This is a genomic window from Alteromonas stellipolaris (assembly GCF_001562115.1).
Taxonomy (GTDB): Bacteria; Pseudomonadota; Gammaproteobacteria; order Enterobacterales; family Alteromonadaceae; genus Alteromonas; species Alteromonas stellipolaris.
The window spans coordinates 167,641-187,551 of sequence record NZ_CP013927.1 but is presented as its reverse complement, the minus strand read 5'-3'; the positions used below and the strand labels follow the sequence as shown (position 1 = coordinate 187,551).

Genomic DNA, 19,911 nt, shown 5'->3' with positions numbered 1-19,911 from the left:
AGGATAAAGTGATGAATAACTCGAAGAATAAAGGTTTTACATTAATTGAAACACTCGTAGCAGTTGCCATTTCCTCGTTAATAGCGGTGGGCGCTGCGAAGATGATCCAAAGTCAAAATGCTTCAGTGGATGCTGAGTCTGCGCAAGCCGATATCGAAGCAATACAGCAAGCATATAAAGCCTTTTACACCCAAAATCACCGTGCTCCTACGTCTATTGATGAACTTGTTTCAGATGGTTTCTACACAGGTAATGAGGTTAGTCCTTGGAACACAACATATACCGGCACTGAGGCTACTAATGGTTATGTTGTATCGGTTGAAACAAAGGATAGTAAGTCTGCCTATTTATTAAATCGAACGATAGGAAATTCAACTCGTTCAGGCACAACGATAACAACCCAAGAAGCTATTCCCTTACTAGAAACGGTAGCTAGTCAATACTTGTATCGGGTCGCTGTTGATGGGCAAGAAGAACTCAATACTTTAGAAACAGATATTGATGCAAACGGTAATGATATCAGCAACATTGGGACTATTACGGCCACCAGTGCTGACTTTACAACGGCAGTGATAAATGAAATCACCACTGACCAAATGACGGTTACGGATTCTATTACGTTTGAAAATGGGACAATTGCGTCAACATCGACAGGTATTACCGTTGATGCAGAAACTTTCACTTTAACTGGCGATACAACCGTCGATGGGGATCTTTCTTTATCCGGTGGTGATATCACTGGGGTAGGGGAGTTTAATGCCGACAATGGGACGTTCTCAGACCTGTATGCCGACAGTGGAACGATTGATGAACTAACTTCTACCACATTAAACTTTACGACATCAGATATAGAATCGTTGACGTTTAAAACGGCCACTGGTGAAGCGCTAGATGTTGTCGACCTAACAGCGGAATCATTCACCGTTGATAACCTAGACGCAACAACTGGCTACATCGAAAGTTTATCTGGAGATAGTCTGAACTACACTTCAGGCACAATCGACTCATTGACGTTTACGAATGCATCGGGAAATTCCCTCGATGTGAATAGCCTGACAACAGATACGCTAACTACCGGCTCATTAGAGGCTACCAGCGGCTATATCGCCTCACTTTCAGGTTCAAGCTTAGCGTACAACTCCGGTACGATTAATACGTTAAATTTCACCACTGCCTCGGGAACGTCTTTGGACGTTGATAGATTAGTTACTGATACGCTTTCTACAGATTCAATAAACGCCTCAACTGGTGAAATAGCTTCATTATCTGGTAACGATTTAACTTATTCATCAGGAACCATAGGTACTTTAGGTTTTACCACGGCTTCTGGTACTACATTAAATGCTACTAACGTAGTGACTACGAATGCTAGTGGAACAAACTTTGACTTTGTTACCGCGAATGCTAATAGCGCATCAGGAACGACTATCGATTTCACCAACGCCACTTTCGATAACGCCACCGTTGACTCTGCTGAGATTGAAAACGCTGATATTGAATCACTGTCTTACGACACGGGAAGCTTTGACTCACTATCAACAAACAATTTAACCGCCTCGAACGGTTATTTTACCTATGTAGAAGCACCTGCGATTGATACAGATGATCTTACAGCGGCTCAAATGGCAGTAGGGGAATTGACGGTATCAGGCACTTTGACAGCGAGTACCGCGAACATTACTACGGCAACTGTCTCTGGCACCACGACAACGACGAATCTCACCGCTTCTAAATCAACGCTAGGAAATGCATCAGCGTCATCTATGACCGTATCAGGTAATGTGACCAGTGACTCATTAGAAGCCGATACCGGTTCATTTACCACCGTAACCGCGAATACCTTGAATGGGTCAACTGGTACGTTCACCACACTCAATGCGAGTACCGTCAATGGTACTAATGGTGATTTCTCCAAAATCATTGCAGATAGCTTTGTGGGGGGCACTTTCACCGGAACAAACTTCACCACTTCAAGTTCATCAGTGAATGATAACTACATCCTTGCAAAAGATATTCAAAGTGATTGGAACTCATGTGTTGCAGCAGGAGGGTGTCAATAATGAGCCTTCTCAAGCAACGCGGTGAAGCGAATCTACCGTTAGTTATTGCCTCTTTGATTACGATGTCCATGGCCGGCGCTTATTACGGCATGCAGAATCAGCAAGCCCAAAAAGACAGATTGGCCGACGCAGTAATCAGTGATTTTTCGCGATTTCAGAGCGCAGCTTCTAGATGTTATAGCGATTATCGTGATTGGTGTTCTACTGAGTTGCTTGAATCTAATTATAACGCGGGGGATTTTAGTGATACGGGTGGGAACTCCTATTCAGTAACCACAAATTCGGATGGCACCATCACGATCACTACAGACCTGCTGAGTGAAGAGGCGGCTAGTATAGCTAGTTCTAGCTTAATAAATGGTGTGGCTACAGGCTCAAGCGTGTCCTCTACGATGAATCCCCCGAGCGACAACGTACTGTTTGATGATGTCCTGGCGCGTTATGAGAATGGGATGAATGAAGACGCGATATTGCTTGAGACAAGCTTAGACTTCGATGGGTATGACTTAACGAACGTTAAAGAAGTGTCACAAGAGAATATTGAATTAGAGTCAATGAACGCAGATAGTCTTGAAATTGGCACTATTAATAGCGTAAGTGACACGCTCCAGATAGGTGAGAATGCGACCTTTTCTGGTACCTCAGAAGGGTTGGCCCTCGATACAGGTACATTAGAGGTAAACGATTTAGCCATTGACGGTGACATGAGTATGTCCAACGGTACCTTCTCTGATGTTTCTAGTCTGAGTGCTGATACGGGGAATGTGACACAACTCACTGCGTCTACTGCCAGTATTACCACGGCAAGTGGAACAAATATTATTGCAGAAAACGCTTCAGGCCAGACGCAGAACTTTACGGATGGCACAGGCGAGAGCTTAAATGTCACTACGGCCACTGTGACCAATTCAGCAGACATTGAAACTTTAATTGTCGAAGGCACTGGCTCAATTGCGACCTTATCGGGTAATTCGCTTAACTATGCTGATGGCACTATCGAAACACTGGGCTTTACTTCTGCTACTGGAGATACTTTCACGGCAAATGATGTTGCCAGTAATGAAACCGTAGCTGGTGCGTTGACCGCGTCAACCGGTGTTATCTCGGATCTGTCAGGTTCCAGCTTAGCATTTAATGAAGGTACGATTGATACCCTAAATTTTACTAATGCGACAGGTGGAAACATCACCGTTACGGATACCACATCAACAGAAGCTACCGCCACTACGTTGACTGCAGATACCGGCGCTATTGATGAGATAACCGGTACAAGCCTCGACTATACAAACAGCACCATATCAAACCTTAAATTTACGACCTCCACGGGTTCAGATACCACCACGACAACGCTTAATGCGACCAATCTATCTGGTGAGGTAGCGACCGTCTTAAATCAAGCCACATTTAAGAACTATTCAGGCGATGAGTTAAATTACTCAAGCGCTACCTTTGATAGCGCATTGTTTGTGTCATTAGACGCTGACAGTGTAAAAGGTGCATCTATTTTAGTAGACGATGGCTCAGGTGCATCAACAACGGCCGATTCTGTCTCAAGCAGCGACGCCTATATAACATCGCTTTCTTCAGATGAAATTGACAGTGATGATGTTACAGCAACTAAAGCTAGTGCTGACAGTGTAACCGTAAGTGACGAATTAACCGCTAAAACTCTTAAGGCTACAACACTAAAAAATACCACCTTGGATACAGGCACTTTAAAAGTTAATTCATCTTCAACATTAGGGGTAGCAAGCGCAACCTCGTTAGATATTTCGGGAAAGTTGGAAGCAACAAAGTTCATTGCCACCGATGCAAATATTGAGACGTTGAGTGGGAACACAAACGCTACAACAGCGAATATCGACAGTGCGAACGCAACCACCATTAATGGGACCAATGCGAACTTCGACGAAGTTGAAGCAGATACTTTTGTAGGAGGGAGTGCTACAGGAAGTAATTTTTCCAGTTCATCGTCTTCGGTAAACAACAATTATGCATTACTTACTACCTATGAAGAGAAAATCGATAATTGCATCAATACAACACAGTATTGCATACCCGAAACGCCATCTATTAGCCTGTCATGTAGTGGCTGTATCCAAGCCTCCGCAACGTCTACGTTTACAGCAACCCTCACAGCTAAAGTTACTAATTGTCGTCAAGGGTGTTCGGTTACTTGGTCGAAATCATCTTGGTTATCTACCGTTTCTGGTTGCACTACCACTTCTATTTCAGCTGGTGGTACAGCAACGTTAAGTTGTCAGGTGCGGAAAACATCTGCATCAGTAGGGGTAAACTATATCGGAAGTGTTAGTGTTACAGCTACCAATTCGCACTATTCAGACAGAAGCACTACTGCTAGCAAGAGTATTTCTTTTGAAAATACCTCTTCAGTTACCCCCGAAGCATCTGTAAGTTGTTCTGGCTGTACTTCATCGAAGCAAGGCTCATCATTTAGCGCAACGATTACGGGTACCGTTTCAAACTGCATTCAAGGTTGTAGTTACAGTTGGACAGAAACTGGGGGGGCGAGTAAATCCTCATGCTCCAATGGCACCATCAGTGCTACTTCGAGTACCTACACCGTTTCATGCTCTATTTCAGCAACTTTGGATGCCCAAGAGTCGGCCAGTGGCTCAGTGAAGCTTACTGTCACAAATAGTACCGACTCTTCTGAAAGTGATACGGCCAGCACTTCTTACTCATGGAATAATACTTCGTCAGCCGTAGATTTAGGTGATTGGGTCAGCTACAACACCACATCTTTCAGCGACATAAATCCAGACTATTCCTACTACTACAATGTTTTACGCCCCACATTAGATGGCGAAACGACACCTAACTGGGCTAGCTCATCAAATTGCCCAGATTGTATATTGACCTTCATTTCTGCCGAAGTTAAGCAGTGTTACGTGTATGACTCATCAAGCGCCTATTCGGATGATGGGCAAGGAGAGTGTGGATTTGAAACTTATTATGAGTCTGGTAAAGAGGCTGGTTGGTATGGTACCCCCCAGTATTCTAGCGTTAACCAAGCAGAGGCAGGATTAGATGAAGGATATGTCGAAATTGAGTTTACTTGGAAAGTATCGAGTGATGCGCTGGGACAAAGTGAAACGCTGTCGGCTACCGTAACTAGTACTTCTGAAACCGAAGTGGCGGATAGTGGTGGCGGTGGCGGGGGAATTATACTCTAACATCATGAAAAGAAAGGGGAAGGTGTTTTTTTGCACCTTCCCAATTAGTTGTCACAGTGCATATGTGACATGTTCGGATAGGCCGAGCAGAATTATAAAAAAGTTGAGAAGTAAACATGAAGTTCAAACACACATTATTAGCTACTGCACTTATCGCATCACTAAGCGGTACAGCGCTTGCCAAATCAGATTTATTCATAACGTCTGGTGGTATTTCACTGGAAGATATCAAAGCCCGAACTGCCCAAGTATCGGATGCTTCAACATTTTCATTAGAGACTGATACCGCAGTAGATAGTGCGATTGAAATTGATCTCGTTCTCTTCTATCAAAACTCGCTGATGAAGGTTCTTGGTGAATACGAAGGTTATCAACATCTGCTAGCTGTTGAAGACACTATCAATGAAACATTGGAAAATAGCGACATCAATGCTTTTGTGACGGTTAAAGATATCGTTATGACAACAAATATTGAAGATTCAGTTCCTTATTTGGAGGTCACTAACGACGATGGTGAAGTCATTCAAGCAGGGGCTGATGAATTGTCTTCATTAGCCATGTTGAATCCAGGCTTTGATGAATACGATACCTACACCCAAAAATGGCAAGCCGACCACGTGATGTATTTAACGGACTATCGAACTGGCGTCACGTTAGGAGCAGCCGGATTAAATGGTGAGTATTCGATCATCCTTTCTAAAGGCGACGACCAATCATTGGCCACCACTGCTCACGAAATTGGACATAATTGGGGCGGAAACCATGAATACGACGATGTGCCTGATTACGCCATTGCTTATGCGCATTCTTGGGAATGCGGCGATTCTTACACAATCATGCATTCGGTGAATGATGGGACGCGAGAGCCTATGTACTCCAACCCTGATATTGCCGTAGATGGGGTCTATTGTGGTGATGAAGTTGAAGCTGACAATGCTCGTGTCATAAGCGGTAATGTGAGTGCTTCTTCACAGCGCAGAGATGGTGTGGACGTTGTAGGCGAGGTATCTATAGACGCCAGTACATACACGGTTTATGAAGATGAAACATTAGTAGTCACGTTAACTCGAAATGGTGATATCAGTAATGAGGCCAGCGTAAAAGTTTTTGCTGAAAATGATACAGCAACGTTTGGGCAAGATTTCGTAGATGTTTATCAAACTGCAACGTTTGCCGCTGATAGCAGTACCGCTACTGTCACGTTTGATATTGTTAATGACCTTTTAGATGAAGATGAAGAGTCGTTTACCCTTGCCTTGCGATTTCCATATACCCTGTCTCTTGCAGATGTTAGTGAGGCCACGGTTTATATTGAAGACGTAGCGAATGAAGATGATGCTGGTACTTTTACTATTACTGCTCCCACCTCATTGGTCGAAGGTGACAGTGGTACGGTGACGGTGACGCGTTCCGGTGAAACCTCCCAAGAAGTTATCGTTTTGGCAACAAGTGAAGATGGTACCGCTGAGGCAGAAATTGACTATCTACAAGTTAATGAAATTTTATATTTTAAAGCTGGTGAAACGCAGAAAACCTTCACTACAGAAGCATGGGCAGATTACACCGATGAAATCGCCCAGACCTACACCATTTCTTTATCAAGCGATGCTTCGATAGCGTATGAGGCGCAGTCAGCTGAAATTTCAATTGTCGATACCGATGATGGCGAAGCCGGAAGCTTTATCGTAGAAAACGGGGATACGACGTACACCGAAGGCGAAACCATTACTTATGATATTAACCGATATTATGGGGTAACGGGTGAGGTGACTATAACAGGCACTATTACTTGGCCAGATTACGATTTTGATGCAGTGACAGTAACCGCGACCGTAGACGATCAATCCATCACCGGCACGTGGACCTACACCACGCCGGACTTAGATATAGATGAAGAAGAATATGAAATGGTTATCAGCTGGGAAGCATCTGGTGAGGCTACCGTGAATTCAAGAACGAACAGCTCGAATACAATTACTTCGATTGTAGAAGAACAAAGCTCTGGGGGCGCTATGAATATTTGGTTATTGCTCCTTCTAACGCCAATAGTATTTCTACGTCGAGTTAGCTTCAAATAATCAATAATTCACCTTACAAGCCCTAATTTCTATTGGGGCTTTTTTTTAAGTGAGAATATCTATGTCTTTATTTACTCGCCACCACGCCTCCTTACTGCTTCTTTCTCTAACTGGATTACCACAAAGTTTGCAGGCCACTGAACTAAATGTGTTGGTATTTTACCAACCAAGCTATTTCACCGAATTAGGACAAAGCGAAGGGCTTACGCGATTAGAATTACTTTTTAGTGAAGCGAACGACGTCTTCTTAGCACAGGACACCAACATTTCCCTCAACCTGCTGGACTTCACACCTATGACAAGCATAGATGATGCATTGCCATATTATTCCTATGTCGATGAGGGAACCGATGAGACAGTTGGTGGCGCGAATGATTACGCAAGTCTCTATATCTTCAATGATGGGTACGATGAATATGATGTATACACCAAGTGGTCGCCCGATATCGTACTGTACCTAAGAGACTATCGGGATGAAGAAGTGACGGGCACTGCAGCGCAAAATGGTGATTATATGGTTCTGCTGGCGCAAGACAGTGATATTGATAACATGAGTTTCATTCACTATCTTGGACACAACCTTGGCGCGAATCATGAGTATGAGGCCATTGGCGAAACCGATCCTGTTTATGCGCATCCATCCACTTGCTCTAATTACCAAACCATCATGTATTCTTCGTTCACTGAGGAACCGGTTCTACGTTTTTCATCACCTAATCTGATTATCGATGGTGAACAATGTGGAAATGTTGCAAGTGAAAATAACCTTCAAGTTATACAAGACAATGCTGAGATAGCTGAAAGCTGGGGGGGTGAAGTAGAGCCCTGGGGACAAATGAGTTTTGCTGCACAAGATTTTTATGTTGATGAAAATAATGAATCCATCGACATCACTGTCTATCGAGATGGTGATTTGGGTGCACCGGCAACGTTAAAAGTAATTTTAAGTGAAGCAACTGCGACCTATGGAGAAGATTTCGACGATGCATTTATCGATGTAGCGTTTGAAATAGGTGCGGATAATGCGACGTTTACCTTGCCTGTAATTGATGACGCTCTAGAAGAAGCAGAAGAGACTTTAACCATGGCGTTGAGTTACCCCTATATGCTTTCAGAAGGGGAGCTAACGAAAGCCACGCTGCATATTATCAGCGATGAAGTGACAGCGTCATCAGGGGTAGTTGGGTTTAGCGCTTCAGGTTATGCAAATGACGAAGGGGGCACCGCGCAAATCCAACTGATTAGGACCGAAGGAGATGCGGGAACCGCAACAGTGCATTTAAGCTCCAGTGACGATTCAGCCGAGGCAGGTGTTGACTACACAGCCATTGATGAGGACGTGATTTTCGCAGATGGTCAAACTGAAATGAACGTCAGCGTAATGCTATTAGAAGATAGTGAGTATGAAGACACTGAAACCTTTACTCTGACTCTGTCTGGTGAGTATGCCGACAGCGAAAGTAGCACCTCGACCGTTAGCATAATAAATACCACTGAGGCTAATTCAGGTTACTTTTCATTAGAGGTATACCAATCACAAGAAAGTGTCATTTATTCACTATTTCGTAGCGATGCCGATAAGGTCGTGGTTTCAGGCACCTTATCGCTGTACTCAGAAGGTGAAACGGTTATTGAAAACAGCGCAAACTTTTCAGAAGACGAGACAACGTTGTCCGGTGATTTACTGCTATCTGAAAGTCTTCAAGAGGATGGTGGCACAGTACAGGTTGTCTTTAGTATTGAAGGTGAGTCCATTGTGACCGAAACCCTTACCATCATACCCCTTTCAAATTCAGATGATGGTTCTACCGGAGATGACGAAATGGGTAACTTCACTTTAGCGGTTATCCAACAAGAGGGGGTTCTTACATATTCATTAATACGCTCGGACTATGGTGATACTGCAGTAACGGGCAATATAATGTTCTCTTTTTCAGATGAAACCAGCGCTGAAATAGGTGCTAACTTTAGTGAGAGTGAAGATACAGTGACCGGCAGTGTTGCTTTATCGGATAGCCTTTTAAACAACGGGGGGGAAGTCTCAGCCTCGTTTAGTATTGATGGCGTAACATTTACAACCACTTCTCTTTTAATAGAAGCTCTGGACGGTTCTGACGATGATACAGAAACCCCCATAGAGTACGGCGAGTTCGCACTTACCCTTTTCCAATCAGAGAACATTATTGATGTGACCTTAGTACGAACAGGCCATGATGAAGTAGAAGTTACTGGGCAGGTCGTGTTGGAATATGCGGATGAGCAGGTAGACACAACCAGCCTTACTTTTGCGGAAAGTGTTGATCAAGTTTCTGAGACATTAACCCTTTCCGATAGCCTGCAAAGCACTGGGGGCGAAGTGAATGTCACCTTCAGTATCGAAAGTGATGAAATGGTTTCTGAGACACTGGTTGTGAGCGCATGGGGCGAAAGTCAGGACGATAATTCAGAAAACAATAATACAGTTGATGAAGGGAGTGCGGCTGGTGGCGTAACGTTCTGGGGGCTATTGGCCATGCTTTGCTTTGTTGGAGTCCGAAGGGTTAAGCGAATTTAAAGCTTTAAAAAAGCAGCATGTTTATTGTTTAACTGGTTTACTACTTGTAAACCCTATTTGAAGTGTTATAGTTTACCAATAGTAAACGGAGTTTAAATGCACGTAATATCAAAACGGCCATTTGCAGATGCCATTAAGAAGTATCCCAATGATGCCGCAGCAATTGAAGCGACATACAACGTGCTGACCAGAGGTGAGTTTAAGACACCTGAAGCGTTAATGGCGGTGTTTAAAACTCTGGACAATTTTAAGTACAAAGATAAATGGTGGGTAATTGATATTGGCGGTAACAACCTTCGGCTAATGGCCTTCATTGAGTTTAGGCACAACCGAATGTACGTCAAGCATATCGTTACCCATGCTGAATACGATGAACTTTGTAAAAAGTATCGTTGATAGGAGCGAAGCCAAATGTTAGCCGTTGAACAGATCACAGAACTGGTAAGCGAATTGAATGAACGCGTTCCTGTGTTGCGTGAGATTTCAAACCAGCAAGACCATGACCATGCTTTAGCGCTCATGGAAGAATTGATTGAAGATTATGATACCAACCTAGTCGCTATTGAAGCGCTGGGCAATTCTATTGCGCGCTATGAAGCTGATGCGGTGTCTTTCACTGAATTTAATCAACGAACATTGGGGGGCGACCCTGCGGTTGCCACGCTTAAAGTTTTAATGGATCAACACAACCTTAATACAACCGATTTTAAAAATGAAATTGGCGGTAAAAGCATGGTGTCCCAAGTGTTAAATGGTGGTAAGCGCTTAACTCGTGACCACATAGAACGTTTGGCTAAGCGCTTTGGTATAAGCCCTGCGTTATTTTTTGAGTAGGAAGCATTATGGCTATTTTGTGTCTCAATCGTATTAGTATTTTTATCTGGCTGGGTTTGGTCAGACGCAACACCTTACTTGTTACAGGTTAGTGGCTTTTCATTATTAACTGCACTTACCAGAGATTACGAAAAACTATTGAAACCGCTCTTCGATAAAGCGAAATAGGAAACTCGATGCCACCTGAATCTGAGCTACAAATATCTTTAAGAAATGCGAAAGCTGCTAACAATGATCGCAAGATAAAGGCTGAAAGGAAGCGCCTGAATCGTGAAATGGAATTGAAAGAAGAAGCTGTTCAAATTGCCAAATCGAACTCTAAAAAGGTTACAGTGGCACTCGTCATTTCAATTATCAGTTTGCTGATGTCAGCCTTTACATTTATTCATAACCTAGTGTAGGAAATAAGATGAAATTTGGATTTTTCAAAAACGGAAAGTTAGTCGATACCTGTCATGCTGAGGGTAAACGACACGCTAAATCTTCAATTGAGCATGATGAAGTGCATGAAATAATGGACTCTGATTTACTAACTAGTGGGACTTTGGACGGAAATAAAATAACTGCTGATGGCACTAAAGAAATGCCAATTTTTAATGGCCGGCGCTAGTATGTATCTGAATTACTTTCTGTCAGTTGACTAAAAACACCTGAGCTATTATTCATAGTTCAGGTGTTGTTCCGATGATTTGATTATTAGGCGTAAACAGACAGTTTATGGCGAAGTGCTGACTCAAAATCTGGCTCGAAACTTCTTTTTCTCCATGCTAGTTGGTCATTATCAACATAACGTATCTCTACACAACAAGCCTTGTACGCTTCGGGTGTAACAGTCACTGAATAACGCTCATTCAATGCTGCTTCGCTAACAATATCTTCTATTTTTTTTACTGAAAGTTGATTAGCCAAATTGGTTTCCTCTCTTCTTGTCTCACATTGTTTTCATATGCTCAACGTATTGAAGAAGGGAAAGGTGTCAAAAAAAGGCATATTAGGCTTTGCTATCTCATTAATAAGCTCTCTATTATTGCGACAAACAAGGTAAGCCTCTTCCTGCCTGTTCGGGCAAGAATGTGCCCATTGAAAATCGATTCAGGGTATTAAGGTCGATTGCAAATTGAAAGCACCGCCAACGCAAGGTTTGCGCAATACTCTCATATTGATTCACAGCTATATCACTCGCAGCGTATAACCCGATAGGCTTCACCACATTGATCGATTTATATAAATCCAATTGGTATTCAATTTTCACATACAGTGCGGTATCGATGCCTACTGACTCTGGACAGGTGTATTTAAGCAAAGAATAAATGGGCTGAAACTCAGTGATACTGTCTCGTTCCATTTGCTCTAGAAGTTCGTGATGAAAAGGTTGCGCGTAGGGCATGACGTATGGAAAAGGGTTGCCCCCTTTAAGATATGCACTGCTGACATTAAAAAACTTGGCCAGTTTGTCTACATGAGGGCTCAACAATTGAAAAAGCGCGTCTTTAGAATTGATTTTAGTCTCGTTAATCTCGGGAATATTGATGGCCTTCAACAGCGTATTTATAAAAATACTTGGGATGATATGAAATTTGAAAACATCATCAATTTGCCATTTAGCTTGGTGATACGAAAAGAATGGATCTTCATTCATTTGCATACCAAGATTCACTAAATGAGACACGGCATCATTGAACGAGGCCTTCCCACCAAGGCTTTGCTGCAAGGCCTCTAAAAAGTGTGTTTGTTGAGGGGTAAAGCGAACAGTCCTTTTCTGCGGTTCAACCACACTATTACTTTGCGACTGATTGATTGCTTTAAGTGCGAGCGAGATCTTCTGCTGTAGTTGATGTGGAAACATTATAGCCACCATCTAGCGGTAAGAAGCGCTATTCCAATCACGGCACTGAACAAGATTAATTGATATTGTTGAAAACCAAGAACATGCTCCCGATTGTAATAAGCACCTACTGAATAAAATAGCGAAGCGGTACCAAATAAGGTGAATTTGGTGATGTAGTTCGCGTTACCCAAAGACACCAATAAGATGATAGGCAGCATAGCGGCGGCAATAGAAAAACAGGTTATAGCAAAAGCATAGCGTGGCCGTTTCGTTATCTTATATTTTTGATAAACCGTTAATTGAGCCAGTTGAATGGGATCATGCTCCATTATAAATATCCTCTAATGTAGTTAGATAGCGTTCTATTATGCTGATATCGCCAGTGGTGGTTAGGGTGATGTCGTTATCAAGGGTGATTGCGTTACCTACGGCTTCTGCATCCGATAGCCGCATTTCGTAAAGAAATCGACTGGGTTCCTTCATCGTTGGGGAAACTGTAGATACCGGTGATTCATGGCCCGCCTTAAGTGCGGATTGAAAGCCTTTCTTCTCTGTGGTGATAAGGTGTAAATGTTGTGTAGCACGGGTGATACCTACGTACATTAGTCGACGCTCATCTTCTATGTCGGTTGGGCTATCGGGGTGCTGATACGGCAAGATGGTTTCCACGCAAGCTGGAATGATGACGGTGAACCAAGCACATCCTTTAGAACTATTTAGTGTGGTAATCGTTATCGTATCCTCGTCTTCACTCGGGGCGGTCATTATTCGCAGTAGTTCATCACCAGAACGAGTCGAATTCAGCAATAAGAGGGCTGCGATTAGAATACTGTGGTTACGAATGTCATTCCCTTGTTTACGGGTGGCAATTTGTTCAGTGTAAGCAGCGTGTATTTCAGACTCATAATACGTAGAAACTGCCTCACTCCACGGTTGTGATAAGGCCTTATTTAGACTATTGATACGCTTTTTCACGATGGTTTTTACATAAGGTGAAAGCGTGGGCTCTATCCGCTCGATGTCCTCATCGTCAATTGTTCTACTCGCCTCTACCAGGCTGGCAAGTTGGGGGAGTAAGGCTTTTTTTACGGGTAGGACAGGATGATTGAGTAGAAAGATAATAGGCGATACTTGCGGTGGCTCGGATTGGGTTTCGACATGCAGGGCAGCAAACGCCTTTATACCTTGAACAAAGGGAAGTGAAAGAGCGCTACGGCCATCTTCAACTCTATACGCTATGCGTTCGCGTATGAGGGCAAACTCAATCCACGGTGAGATGTGGTAGGTGCGTAGCAGAATACCAATGTCGCTTTTACGACGCCCTGTAGCTAAATGTTTATTAATGGTCTGTAAAAGGGAACGCTGGTGGGGGCACCGATAGCTGAGTTGTTCATCATAATAACCAAGGCTGATGTGAGTATGTGGCGTATTTGCTCCGGATACACAAATCTTATTGTGTCTAACTTTGTTATGTTGAATAAGTTGATTAGCGGCTATGGCCGTAACATGGCCAAATCGATATGTTTCAGCTAATTGAAGAAGCGCCACGTTTTGTAACCCTTCGGAAAACCCAGAAACAATAAAGTGAGGATCACTACCTCGATAGACGTTAATAGTTTGGTCGTCATCACCAATGCCGGTGATGTAAGCACGACTCCCAGCTATGAAGCTAAATAACGCAAACGTGATGGGGTTCATATCTTGAAATTCATCAATTAAAATATGGTCTAAATGATTTTCAACGAAAGATACCGCGCTAGGTGTCGTCAATAAGACTCTGACTGGATCATATAGAAGGTCATCAAAAGTTTGAAAGCCTTGCTGCTCACGGAGCTTTTCATACTCTTCAAAGCCATTAATAAAACACCTGTACCGTGCATTAATTTGTTTTTCAGTGAAGGTATCTTCAGCACTTAAAAGCTGGCTTTTTACCACGCTAATGAAACTGACAAAGTCTTCCAAGGTTCCTGAGTCATGCGGATTGATGTCAGTGCTGGCCGTTTGCAACAATACCTGCTTAGCTTTTTCTCTAATTTGCCATTCATGTTGGATAAACTGATGGTGCTTGATAAAGCCTTTTTTCTTGAAGGCCCGATTCATTCTTGAGCCTACTTTGTGGTAATTACGAATGGGGGGCAGAGCAGGCAACCGGTAGTCGTTGAGGCGTTCGGTTAACTCATCCGCCGCTTTAACATTAAAAGTTGATGCTAAAATCTTTTGGGGGGCAACACCTTGCTTAATCAGATAGGCAATTCTCGCACTGGTCACTTGGGTTTTGCCGGAGCCTGGAGGCGCGATTAAACATATATGAGTATCTAGGGGGTATTGAATAAAATCTAATTGGTGTCGATTAAATTGCATATTTATCTGACATGAAACGTTTTGGGTATGAAACATCAATCATGGGATTACCGCATTAGATTTCTGGATATCGTGGTATTTAGTTGTCGGTGAATTTTGCCCCCCAACTTTATCCTTTAGTTATGAAACTAACTTAAGGAATTCTATTGGTTACGGTGAATGTTTATCACTTACGATATGATGAGCTCTATCGCTTGCATCTGTTGGTGTCGACGCCCGCTGAAAGAATAGGGTGTGAGAAAGAAAGTACGCTAATCGATGCGATTCAAAACGATACTAAATTGCATCAACACGCAAATCGTATACACGAGTATTTCCATTTGCTTATGGACGCGTCCTTATTACAGCAACCCCAGACATACAAAGAAGGCTGGCAGAACATTACCTCAGCGAGCCGACATCTGTTCGAGTCGGGCTGGTATGAAAAAGTAGCGACAAAACATAAAGCGACGCTGATTGATGCTTGGCATTCGACTATGAATATCAATGGTCACTGGTTTCTGAAAAACGATGTAACAGTCACTGGAAGTTGGCCTTTTAGACAAACCATGAATGGAGATGTCTTTGAAGTGAATAAACGCCAATGGATGCTGACCGCTAATGGCTTTATCGATATAAACTCAGCCGTGTTTTTAGGTGATGCGTGAACATAGAAACAGTAAAATCTTTCCAACAAAAAGGTGCAGTATCTCAAGTGACCGGCATTGGACTGCCTAACGGTGACTTGGTGTTAGTGATGATGGTAAATGGAATGGAAGTGACGCTGACTCATATGAATGAATTCGAAAAAGTCTTTCGTTCACCTAAGTATATTTTGTCGTACCTCAAGGAACACGGATTTAAGGAATGCGAGTTTAACTTAACGAACTGGGGCATAGATAAAATTTTCGATCCCCATAAGCAAGCGGTACTGTTAAAGAAAAAGGCGCTTAACCGCAAGGACAATCATGTTTAGGAAAATAGGAGCAATCCTAACCAAAAATCAATTTTATGAAGTGGTCAACGATGATGATAATTCAGGCCTGAAAGATGATGAAGTGATGGGGGAGATGTCCTTTTTTACTTTAATAAGTATCGTAGTGGCCTCTGTATTTGTGCTGGTGGTATTGGGTAAGCTGCTATTTGTAGATAGTTAGCGATGTAGAAGTGGGATACTGAGTAATAAACAAATTAGTGTAAGCCTAAATTTAAACTGTTGAACTACCGCAAAGTACGTATTGCGGTCGCTGAGTTATTGCAATCTAACAGCGACATGCAGACGATTCCTCTTCCTAAAGTGCTGACAAAAAACACGTTATCATTAGGTGAGAAATAACTATTGACAAAAAAATTTAAATCATTAGTGCGCTATTTTCATGGCAAAAAAATTAATTAAAAGCTTGATTAACACCGCTTTATCATTAATGTACTGTAAACGCATGTCTTAAGCGTAAAATCTATAACCTATTGAAATGATTGAAATAAGTGATTGCTTTTATTTTTTTTCTCATTAACTTTTAAAAGGGTCAGGCGACTGACGGAATTTTTTAAATTAAAGAGAAAAGGAAAATCTTATGATCAACACTCACGCTATTTTCACAAACAACCACGTTTTTGAGGCAATGTCTGATGACGTGGTGCATGCCCTCACTAACAGTAGCAGTTTTGCCGATAATTATGGTCGAGTAATTTTGGCAATTCAGTCATTAATAAACAAAACTGAATTTAAAGGTGTCACCTTCGGTGAATGGAGTATGAAAGCCTTATTCTTTATGGCTGACTCTGGGTTACGTCATGATAATTTTCGAAACAAGCTGGCAATTGAAGAGGCTATTGAGTTGGCAACCTGCGTCTATGACTGTACGATTGCTGCGCCAAAACCTTGGACACCTCTATCATCAACACAGGCCCACACTTAATGGGTCTTCACTGACTAGCCGTTTGGTGCGTTCAATAAACCAATTAGAATGAGATGTATTAGTCGCCACTTAACCTGACACTTTCAGAGGTAGAGCTAAATCAAATCTGAAAGTCTCATGCGTACGTAAAGCGGTCATTTCATACTTTTTCCCATAAGAATACTGGATGTGGTTTTTCATTGGGAACAAGTGTTACCATGAAACCTCAGTAATAAGCTGTTATGCAGAAAGGGATATCAAGTGATGGCATCAAATATCATTGTAAAAAGTTGCAGTTTTATTAGTGATGTATCCTGTTACGAAGTAGCCAAAGACTTTGCTGGACCTTCATTGGCATCTTTGTCAGTAATTGTTTCAATCATAATTGCCTTTAAACAATTATCAAAACAACATAGCAATACTATTAAAGCCCAAAGAGAAGAAACAAAAAGAAATACAAGAATTGAATTATTCAAGGAAGTTAGCCTTCTAATAGAACAGAGTTCGGCAGTCGTCAGAGAAGTTAATTCATACTGTAATATTAAAAAATTCAATCCTAATGATGTTGCTTTTTTGGACCTAGAGGAATACTTAGAATTATCCCAACAGGTCAATCAAGCATTGCTTCTGCTTGTAAGTAAAATAGAATCAAACGAAATTGTTCATTCCAAACTATTTAGAACATTTAGGTATTCTCTTCAATCTATCGTGCATGACGTAATGAAGCTACGAGATGATACAACCAGCACTACTTGCCTCGATAAAATGATGGACTACACATATGATGCATCGTGCTATTTAGGGGACTTTCAAGTATGCCTACAAAATTTAGCATACGGTGACATATTCAAAAGTAAAGTCGAAGCGAGAGAACCTATCGATAAAAGCTTAAAGGTTATTGAAGATGATCCGTTAAAATTAGATGCTTTGCTTAATTACTTCAAAAACGAAAGTAATTGGGGTGTAAGTAATGCAAAATACGAAAAAGAGGCATTGGAGCGTTTTTCTTCCTAAGCGCTCGAGTCGTTCCCCTCGGCCACTGGGCCGTTAAAACATGGGCAGCTCCTTACGTATTGCAGCCGTTGGCTTATTGCAATTGAAATGGCGGCTATAGCGAGTATCAGACATACTGGAAAATGTCTGATAGGCTGGATTGAGGTCGCTCCGCGAGCCAAGCGGATGTTTCATCAGCTCTGACGCCAGAAGGCGTTAATAAGGTTTTGTGATAAATGTTAGTTAGGAAGTTAATTAGTGAGAGATTTAGGTGACTTAGGTGAATTACATTTCAATGCTTGGTGTTCTGAAGTTGGTTTAATTGCTAACAAATCAACAAAGGATAAAATGGGCTGGGACTTTATAGTCGAATTCCCTTTTAGCAATGAAATAACTGGTCTTCAAGTTCACCAATCTGCCCCTAAGTGTAAAGTGCAAGTTAAGGCGACTGATGGGCAGGAGCGTAAGCTGTCTATTAGCCTATCAAATTTGCGTAAACTAGCCGTAGATCCACTTCCATGCTTTTATATATTCATTGAATATGACGATGCTAATTTGCCAGTTAGAGCTTTTCTTCGGCATGTGGACCCTGAGCTTATTGAAAAAGTACTTGAGTTAGTCACTACAACAGATCAAAAGAGCTATACAGTTCATTACGATGAAAGTCTTCTATTGGCCGAGTTGACGGGCGAATCACTTTCTAAAAAATTGAAATCATACATCGGAAACCTTAGCGACTACTTAAATTGCAAGAGGAACTGTCTAGAAAGCGCAGGTTATGATGAAGAACACCTGAAAATTAAGTTCGACCTTATTGGCAAAGAAAATTTGGAAGAGCTTATTGATGTACACCTTGGTCTCAGAGAAAAGGCTCGTATTTCAAATTTATCCGCTGTCGAAAAACGATTTGGAAAATTAAGTGAAAGGTCTGACTTGAGTTCAGATTCAGCTGTACTGTCATTGACTCGACTTGAGCCTACAGCTAAAGCGAGAATGATCTTTCGTAAAGGCAGTATTAGTAATGACTACAGGTTTGATGTTGAAGTCTACTTCCCTCAATTTCTGGAGGACTTTAATCACCCTCTGTTCAAATCAAGATACAAAGCTAGCTTTTTCAACATAACACTTAAACATGATAGTAAAAATATAAGCTTTAAGTTTGACTTCGGTTTAAAGCCATTCAAATTGCGTGATTTGAGGGAGAACCTAAAGTTTATCAGTGATGTCTCAAGTGGTGATACTTACAAAATATTACTCAAAGGTGACGGTGGACAAGAAGTACTTGGAAGCATCAATTTCGATGGTAAAAGTGTTGATTATTCCAGTGAGGTTGAAACATTAAATACATTGATGAGAATAACTCAGTTATTTGATGTTGGCGAAGAAGTATTCGTTAGCTACAAAGAAATGGAATACTTGAAATCATCAGCTTCAGATATGCTAGATTTTTATCAGGGGAATGCAGTACGTTTCCGCATAACATTTAATATTGTAGATGGTAAGATTGATTCTAATGACGAAATCGTACTTCTAGGAGCAATTGCCTATCGTATCGGTGATATCGTTCTTTATGTCTTATATTCTGCCGAGGGTACTATAGTTACTAGTAAGGACAGTGCTCGTGACTATGTAGTATGCGAACCAAATATAACTATTTTGGATAAGATAGTGTCTAACATGTCTTCGCCAATACTCGTTGAGGAATTATATGAAGAACTCTCTACTCTTGAAAAGAACTATGGCGACAGATCTGTCATAATTTTGCGTGATTAATCGAACTTTACAAAATATATATGGACGCTCCAGGTATGTATTCGCATTACCTATCTCTTCGTGGTGAATTTTCAACACAAATATCATTTTAAATTTTTTCTCTTACCGTTAGTCTCTTATGGTGAAAGCAATCTTAAAAATCGCTCATTTCTGACATATATTCATGCTCTTTATTAGCGTAGGTTTAGTCAAAGCTGACCTCTGCTGAACTCCGAATCTTATCACCTTTAAAACAACTACTCGGATTATTATCCGTGCCCCTGTCCAGCGCGGATTTGAGCAAAAACGGGTTAACATAAACTGTTCATATTAAACACTGAACCTGTTGGGTCGGAGCCATAGATTTCATTTTTTTA

18 protein-coding genes are annotated in these 19,911 nt (G+C 41.8%); 14 read left to right on the top strand and 4 right to left on the bottom strand.

All coding sequences use genetic code 11. The features are described 5' to 3' along the window. Positions 1-11 precede the first annotated feature (11 nt). The 8 genes from AVL57_RS20655 (at position 12) to AVL57_RS20620 (ending at position 11,333) form a co-directional block, all read left to right on the top strand. Positions 12-2,060: a type II secretion system protein gene (locus AVL57_RS20655; RefSeq protein WP_061093772.1), complete on the top strand. Its 2,049-nt coding sequence runs from the start codon at positions 12-14 to the stop codon at positions 2,058-2,060. Next, positions 2,060-5,257 (top strand): hypothetical protein, encoded by a 3,198-nt coding sequence (locus tag AVL57_RS20650; protein WP_061093771.1) that lies wholly within the window; start codon positions 2,060-2,062, stop codon positions 5,255-5,257. The genes AVL57_RS20655 and AVL57_RS20650 overlap by 1 nt, the downstream gene beginning before the upstream one ends. Positions 5,258-5,373: 116 nt before the next feature. After that, the gene (locus AVL57_RS20645) at positions 5,374-7,335 is read left to right on the top strand and encodes a Calx-beta domain-containing protein (RefSeq protein WP_061093770.1); all 1,962 of its coding nucleotides are present in this window, start codon (positions 5,374-5,376) and stop codon (positions 7,333-7,335) included. A gap of 61 nt (positions 7,336-7,396) precedes the next feature. After that, positions 7,397-9,889 (top strand): Calx-beta domain-containing protein, encoded by a 2,493-nt coding sequence (locus AVL57_RS20640; protein WP_061093769.1) that lies wholly within the window; start codon positions 7,397-7,399, stop codon positions 9,887-9,889. Between the two features lie 96 nt (positions 9,890-9,985). Next, positions 9,986-10,285: a type II toxin-antitoxin system HigB family toxin gene (locus AVL57_RS20635; RefSeq protein ID WP_061093768.1), complete on the top strand. Its 300-nt coding sequence runs from the start codon at positions 9,986-9,988 to the stop codon at positions 10,283-10,285. 15 nt (positions 10,286-10,300) lie between these two features. Further along, entirely contained in the window at positions 10,301-10,723 is a 423-nt protein-coding gene (locus AVL57_RS20630) for a helix-turn-helix domain-containing protein (protein ID WP_061093767.1), read from the top strand. Between the two features lie 176 nt (positions 10,724-10,899). Further along, positions 10,900-11,124 carry a hypothetical protein gene (locus AVL57_RS20625; protein WP_061093766.1) on the top strand — a complete coding sequence of 75 codons (225 nt, stop codon included), beginning with the start codon at positions 10,900-10,902 and terminating at the stop codon, positions 11,122-11,124. Between the two features lie 8 nt (positions 11,125-11,132). Beyond that, positions 11,133-11,333: a hypothetical protein gene (locus tag AVL57_RS20620; protein ID WP_061093765.1), complete on the top strand. Its 201-nt coding sequence runs from the start codon at positions 11,133-11,135 to the stop codon at positions 11,331-11,333. 86 nt (positions 11,334-11,419) lie between these two features. Here AVL57_RS20620 and AVL57_RS20615 read toward each other — a convergent pair whose 3' ends face one another. From AVL57_RS20615 to AVL57_RS20600, 4 genes are all read right to left on the bottom strand, one after another. Then, on the bottom strand, positions 11,420-11,632 hold the full coding sequence (locus AVL57_RS20615; RefSeq protein WP_061093764.1) for a hypothetical protein: 213 nt from the start codon (positions 11,630-11,632) through the stop codon (positions 11,420-11,422). A gap of 115 nt (positions 11,633-11,747) precedes the next feature. Next, positions 11,748-12,569 (bottom strand): hypothetical protein, encoded by an 822-nt coding sequence (locus tag AVL57_RS20610; RefSeq protein ID WP_061093763.1) that lies wholly within the window; start codon positions 12,567-12,569, stop codon positions 11,748-11,750. Then, entirely contained in the window at positions 12,569-12,880 is a 312-nt protein-coding gene (locus tag AVL57_RS20605) for a hypothetical protein (RefSeq protein ID WP_061093762.1), read from the bottom strand. The genes AVL57_RS20610 and AVL57_RS20605 overlap by 1 nt, the downstream gene beginning before the upstream one ends. Further along, positions 12,870-14,912, bottom strand: coding sequence for an ATP-dependent helicase (locus AVL57_RS20600; protein ID WP_061093761.1), 2,043 nt, complete (start codon positions 14,910-14,912; stop codon positions 12,870-12,872). The genes AVL57_RS20605 and AVL57_RS20600 overlap by 11 nt, the downstream gene beginning before the upstream one ends. 146 nt (positions 14,913-15,058) lie before the next feature. On the opposite strand from AVL57_RS20600, the gene AVL57_RS20595 reads away from it, so the two are divergent. The 6 genes from AVL57_RS20595 (at position 15,059) to AVL57_RS20570 (ending at position 19,555) form a co-directional block, all read left to right on the top strand. Continuing rightward, positions 15,059-15,559, top strand: a complete 501-nt coding sequence (locus AVL57_RS20595) for a hypothetical protein (protein WP_061093760.1) — start codon at positions 15,059-15,061, stop codon at positions 15,557-15,559. Further along, positions 15,556-15,867, top strand: a complete 312-nt coding sequence (locus tag AVL57_RS20590; protein WP_061093759.1) for a hypothetical protein — start codon at positions 15,556-15,558, stop codon at positions 15,865-15,867. Before AVL57_RS20595 ends, AVL57_RS20590 begins: the two co-directional genes overlap by 4 nt. After that, entirely contained in the window at positions 15,860-16,048 is a 189-nt protein-coding gene (locus tag AVL57_RS20585; RefSeq protein WP_061093758.1) for a hypothetical protein, read from the top strand. Before AVL57_RS20590 ends, AVL57_RS20585 begins: the two co-directional genes overlap by 8 nt. A 417-nt stretch (positions 16,049-16,465) precedes the next feature. Then, entirely contained in the window at positions 16,466-16,810 is a 345-nt protein-coding gene (locus tag AVL57_RS20580; RefSeq protein WP_061093757.1) for a hypothetical protein, read from the top strand. A gap of 240 nt (positions 16,811-17,050) precedes the next feature. Continuing rightward, positions 17,051-17,803 (top strand): hypothetical protein, encoded by a 753-nt coding sequence (locus AVL57_RS20575; protein ID WP_156454891.1) that lies wholly within the window; start codon positions 17,051-17,053, stop codon positions 17,801-17,803. 237 nt (positions 17,804-18,040) lie between these two features. Then, positions 18,041-19,555, top strand: a complete 1,515-nt coding sequence (locus AVL57_RS20570; protein WP_061093755.1) for a DUF4365 domain-containing protein — start codon at positions 18,041-18,043, stop codon at positions 19,553-19,555. The last annotated feature ends 356 nt before the right edge of the window (positions 19,556-19,911 follow it).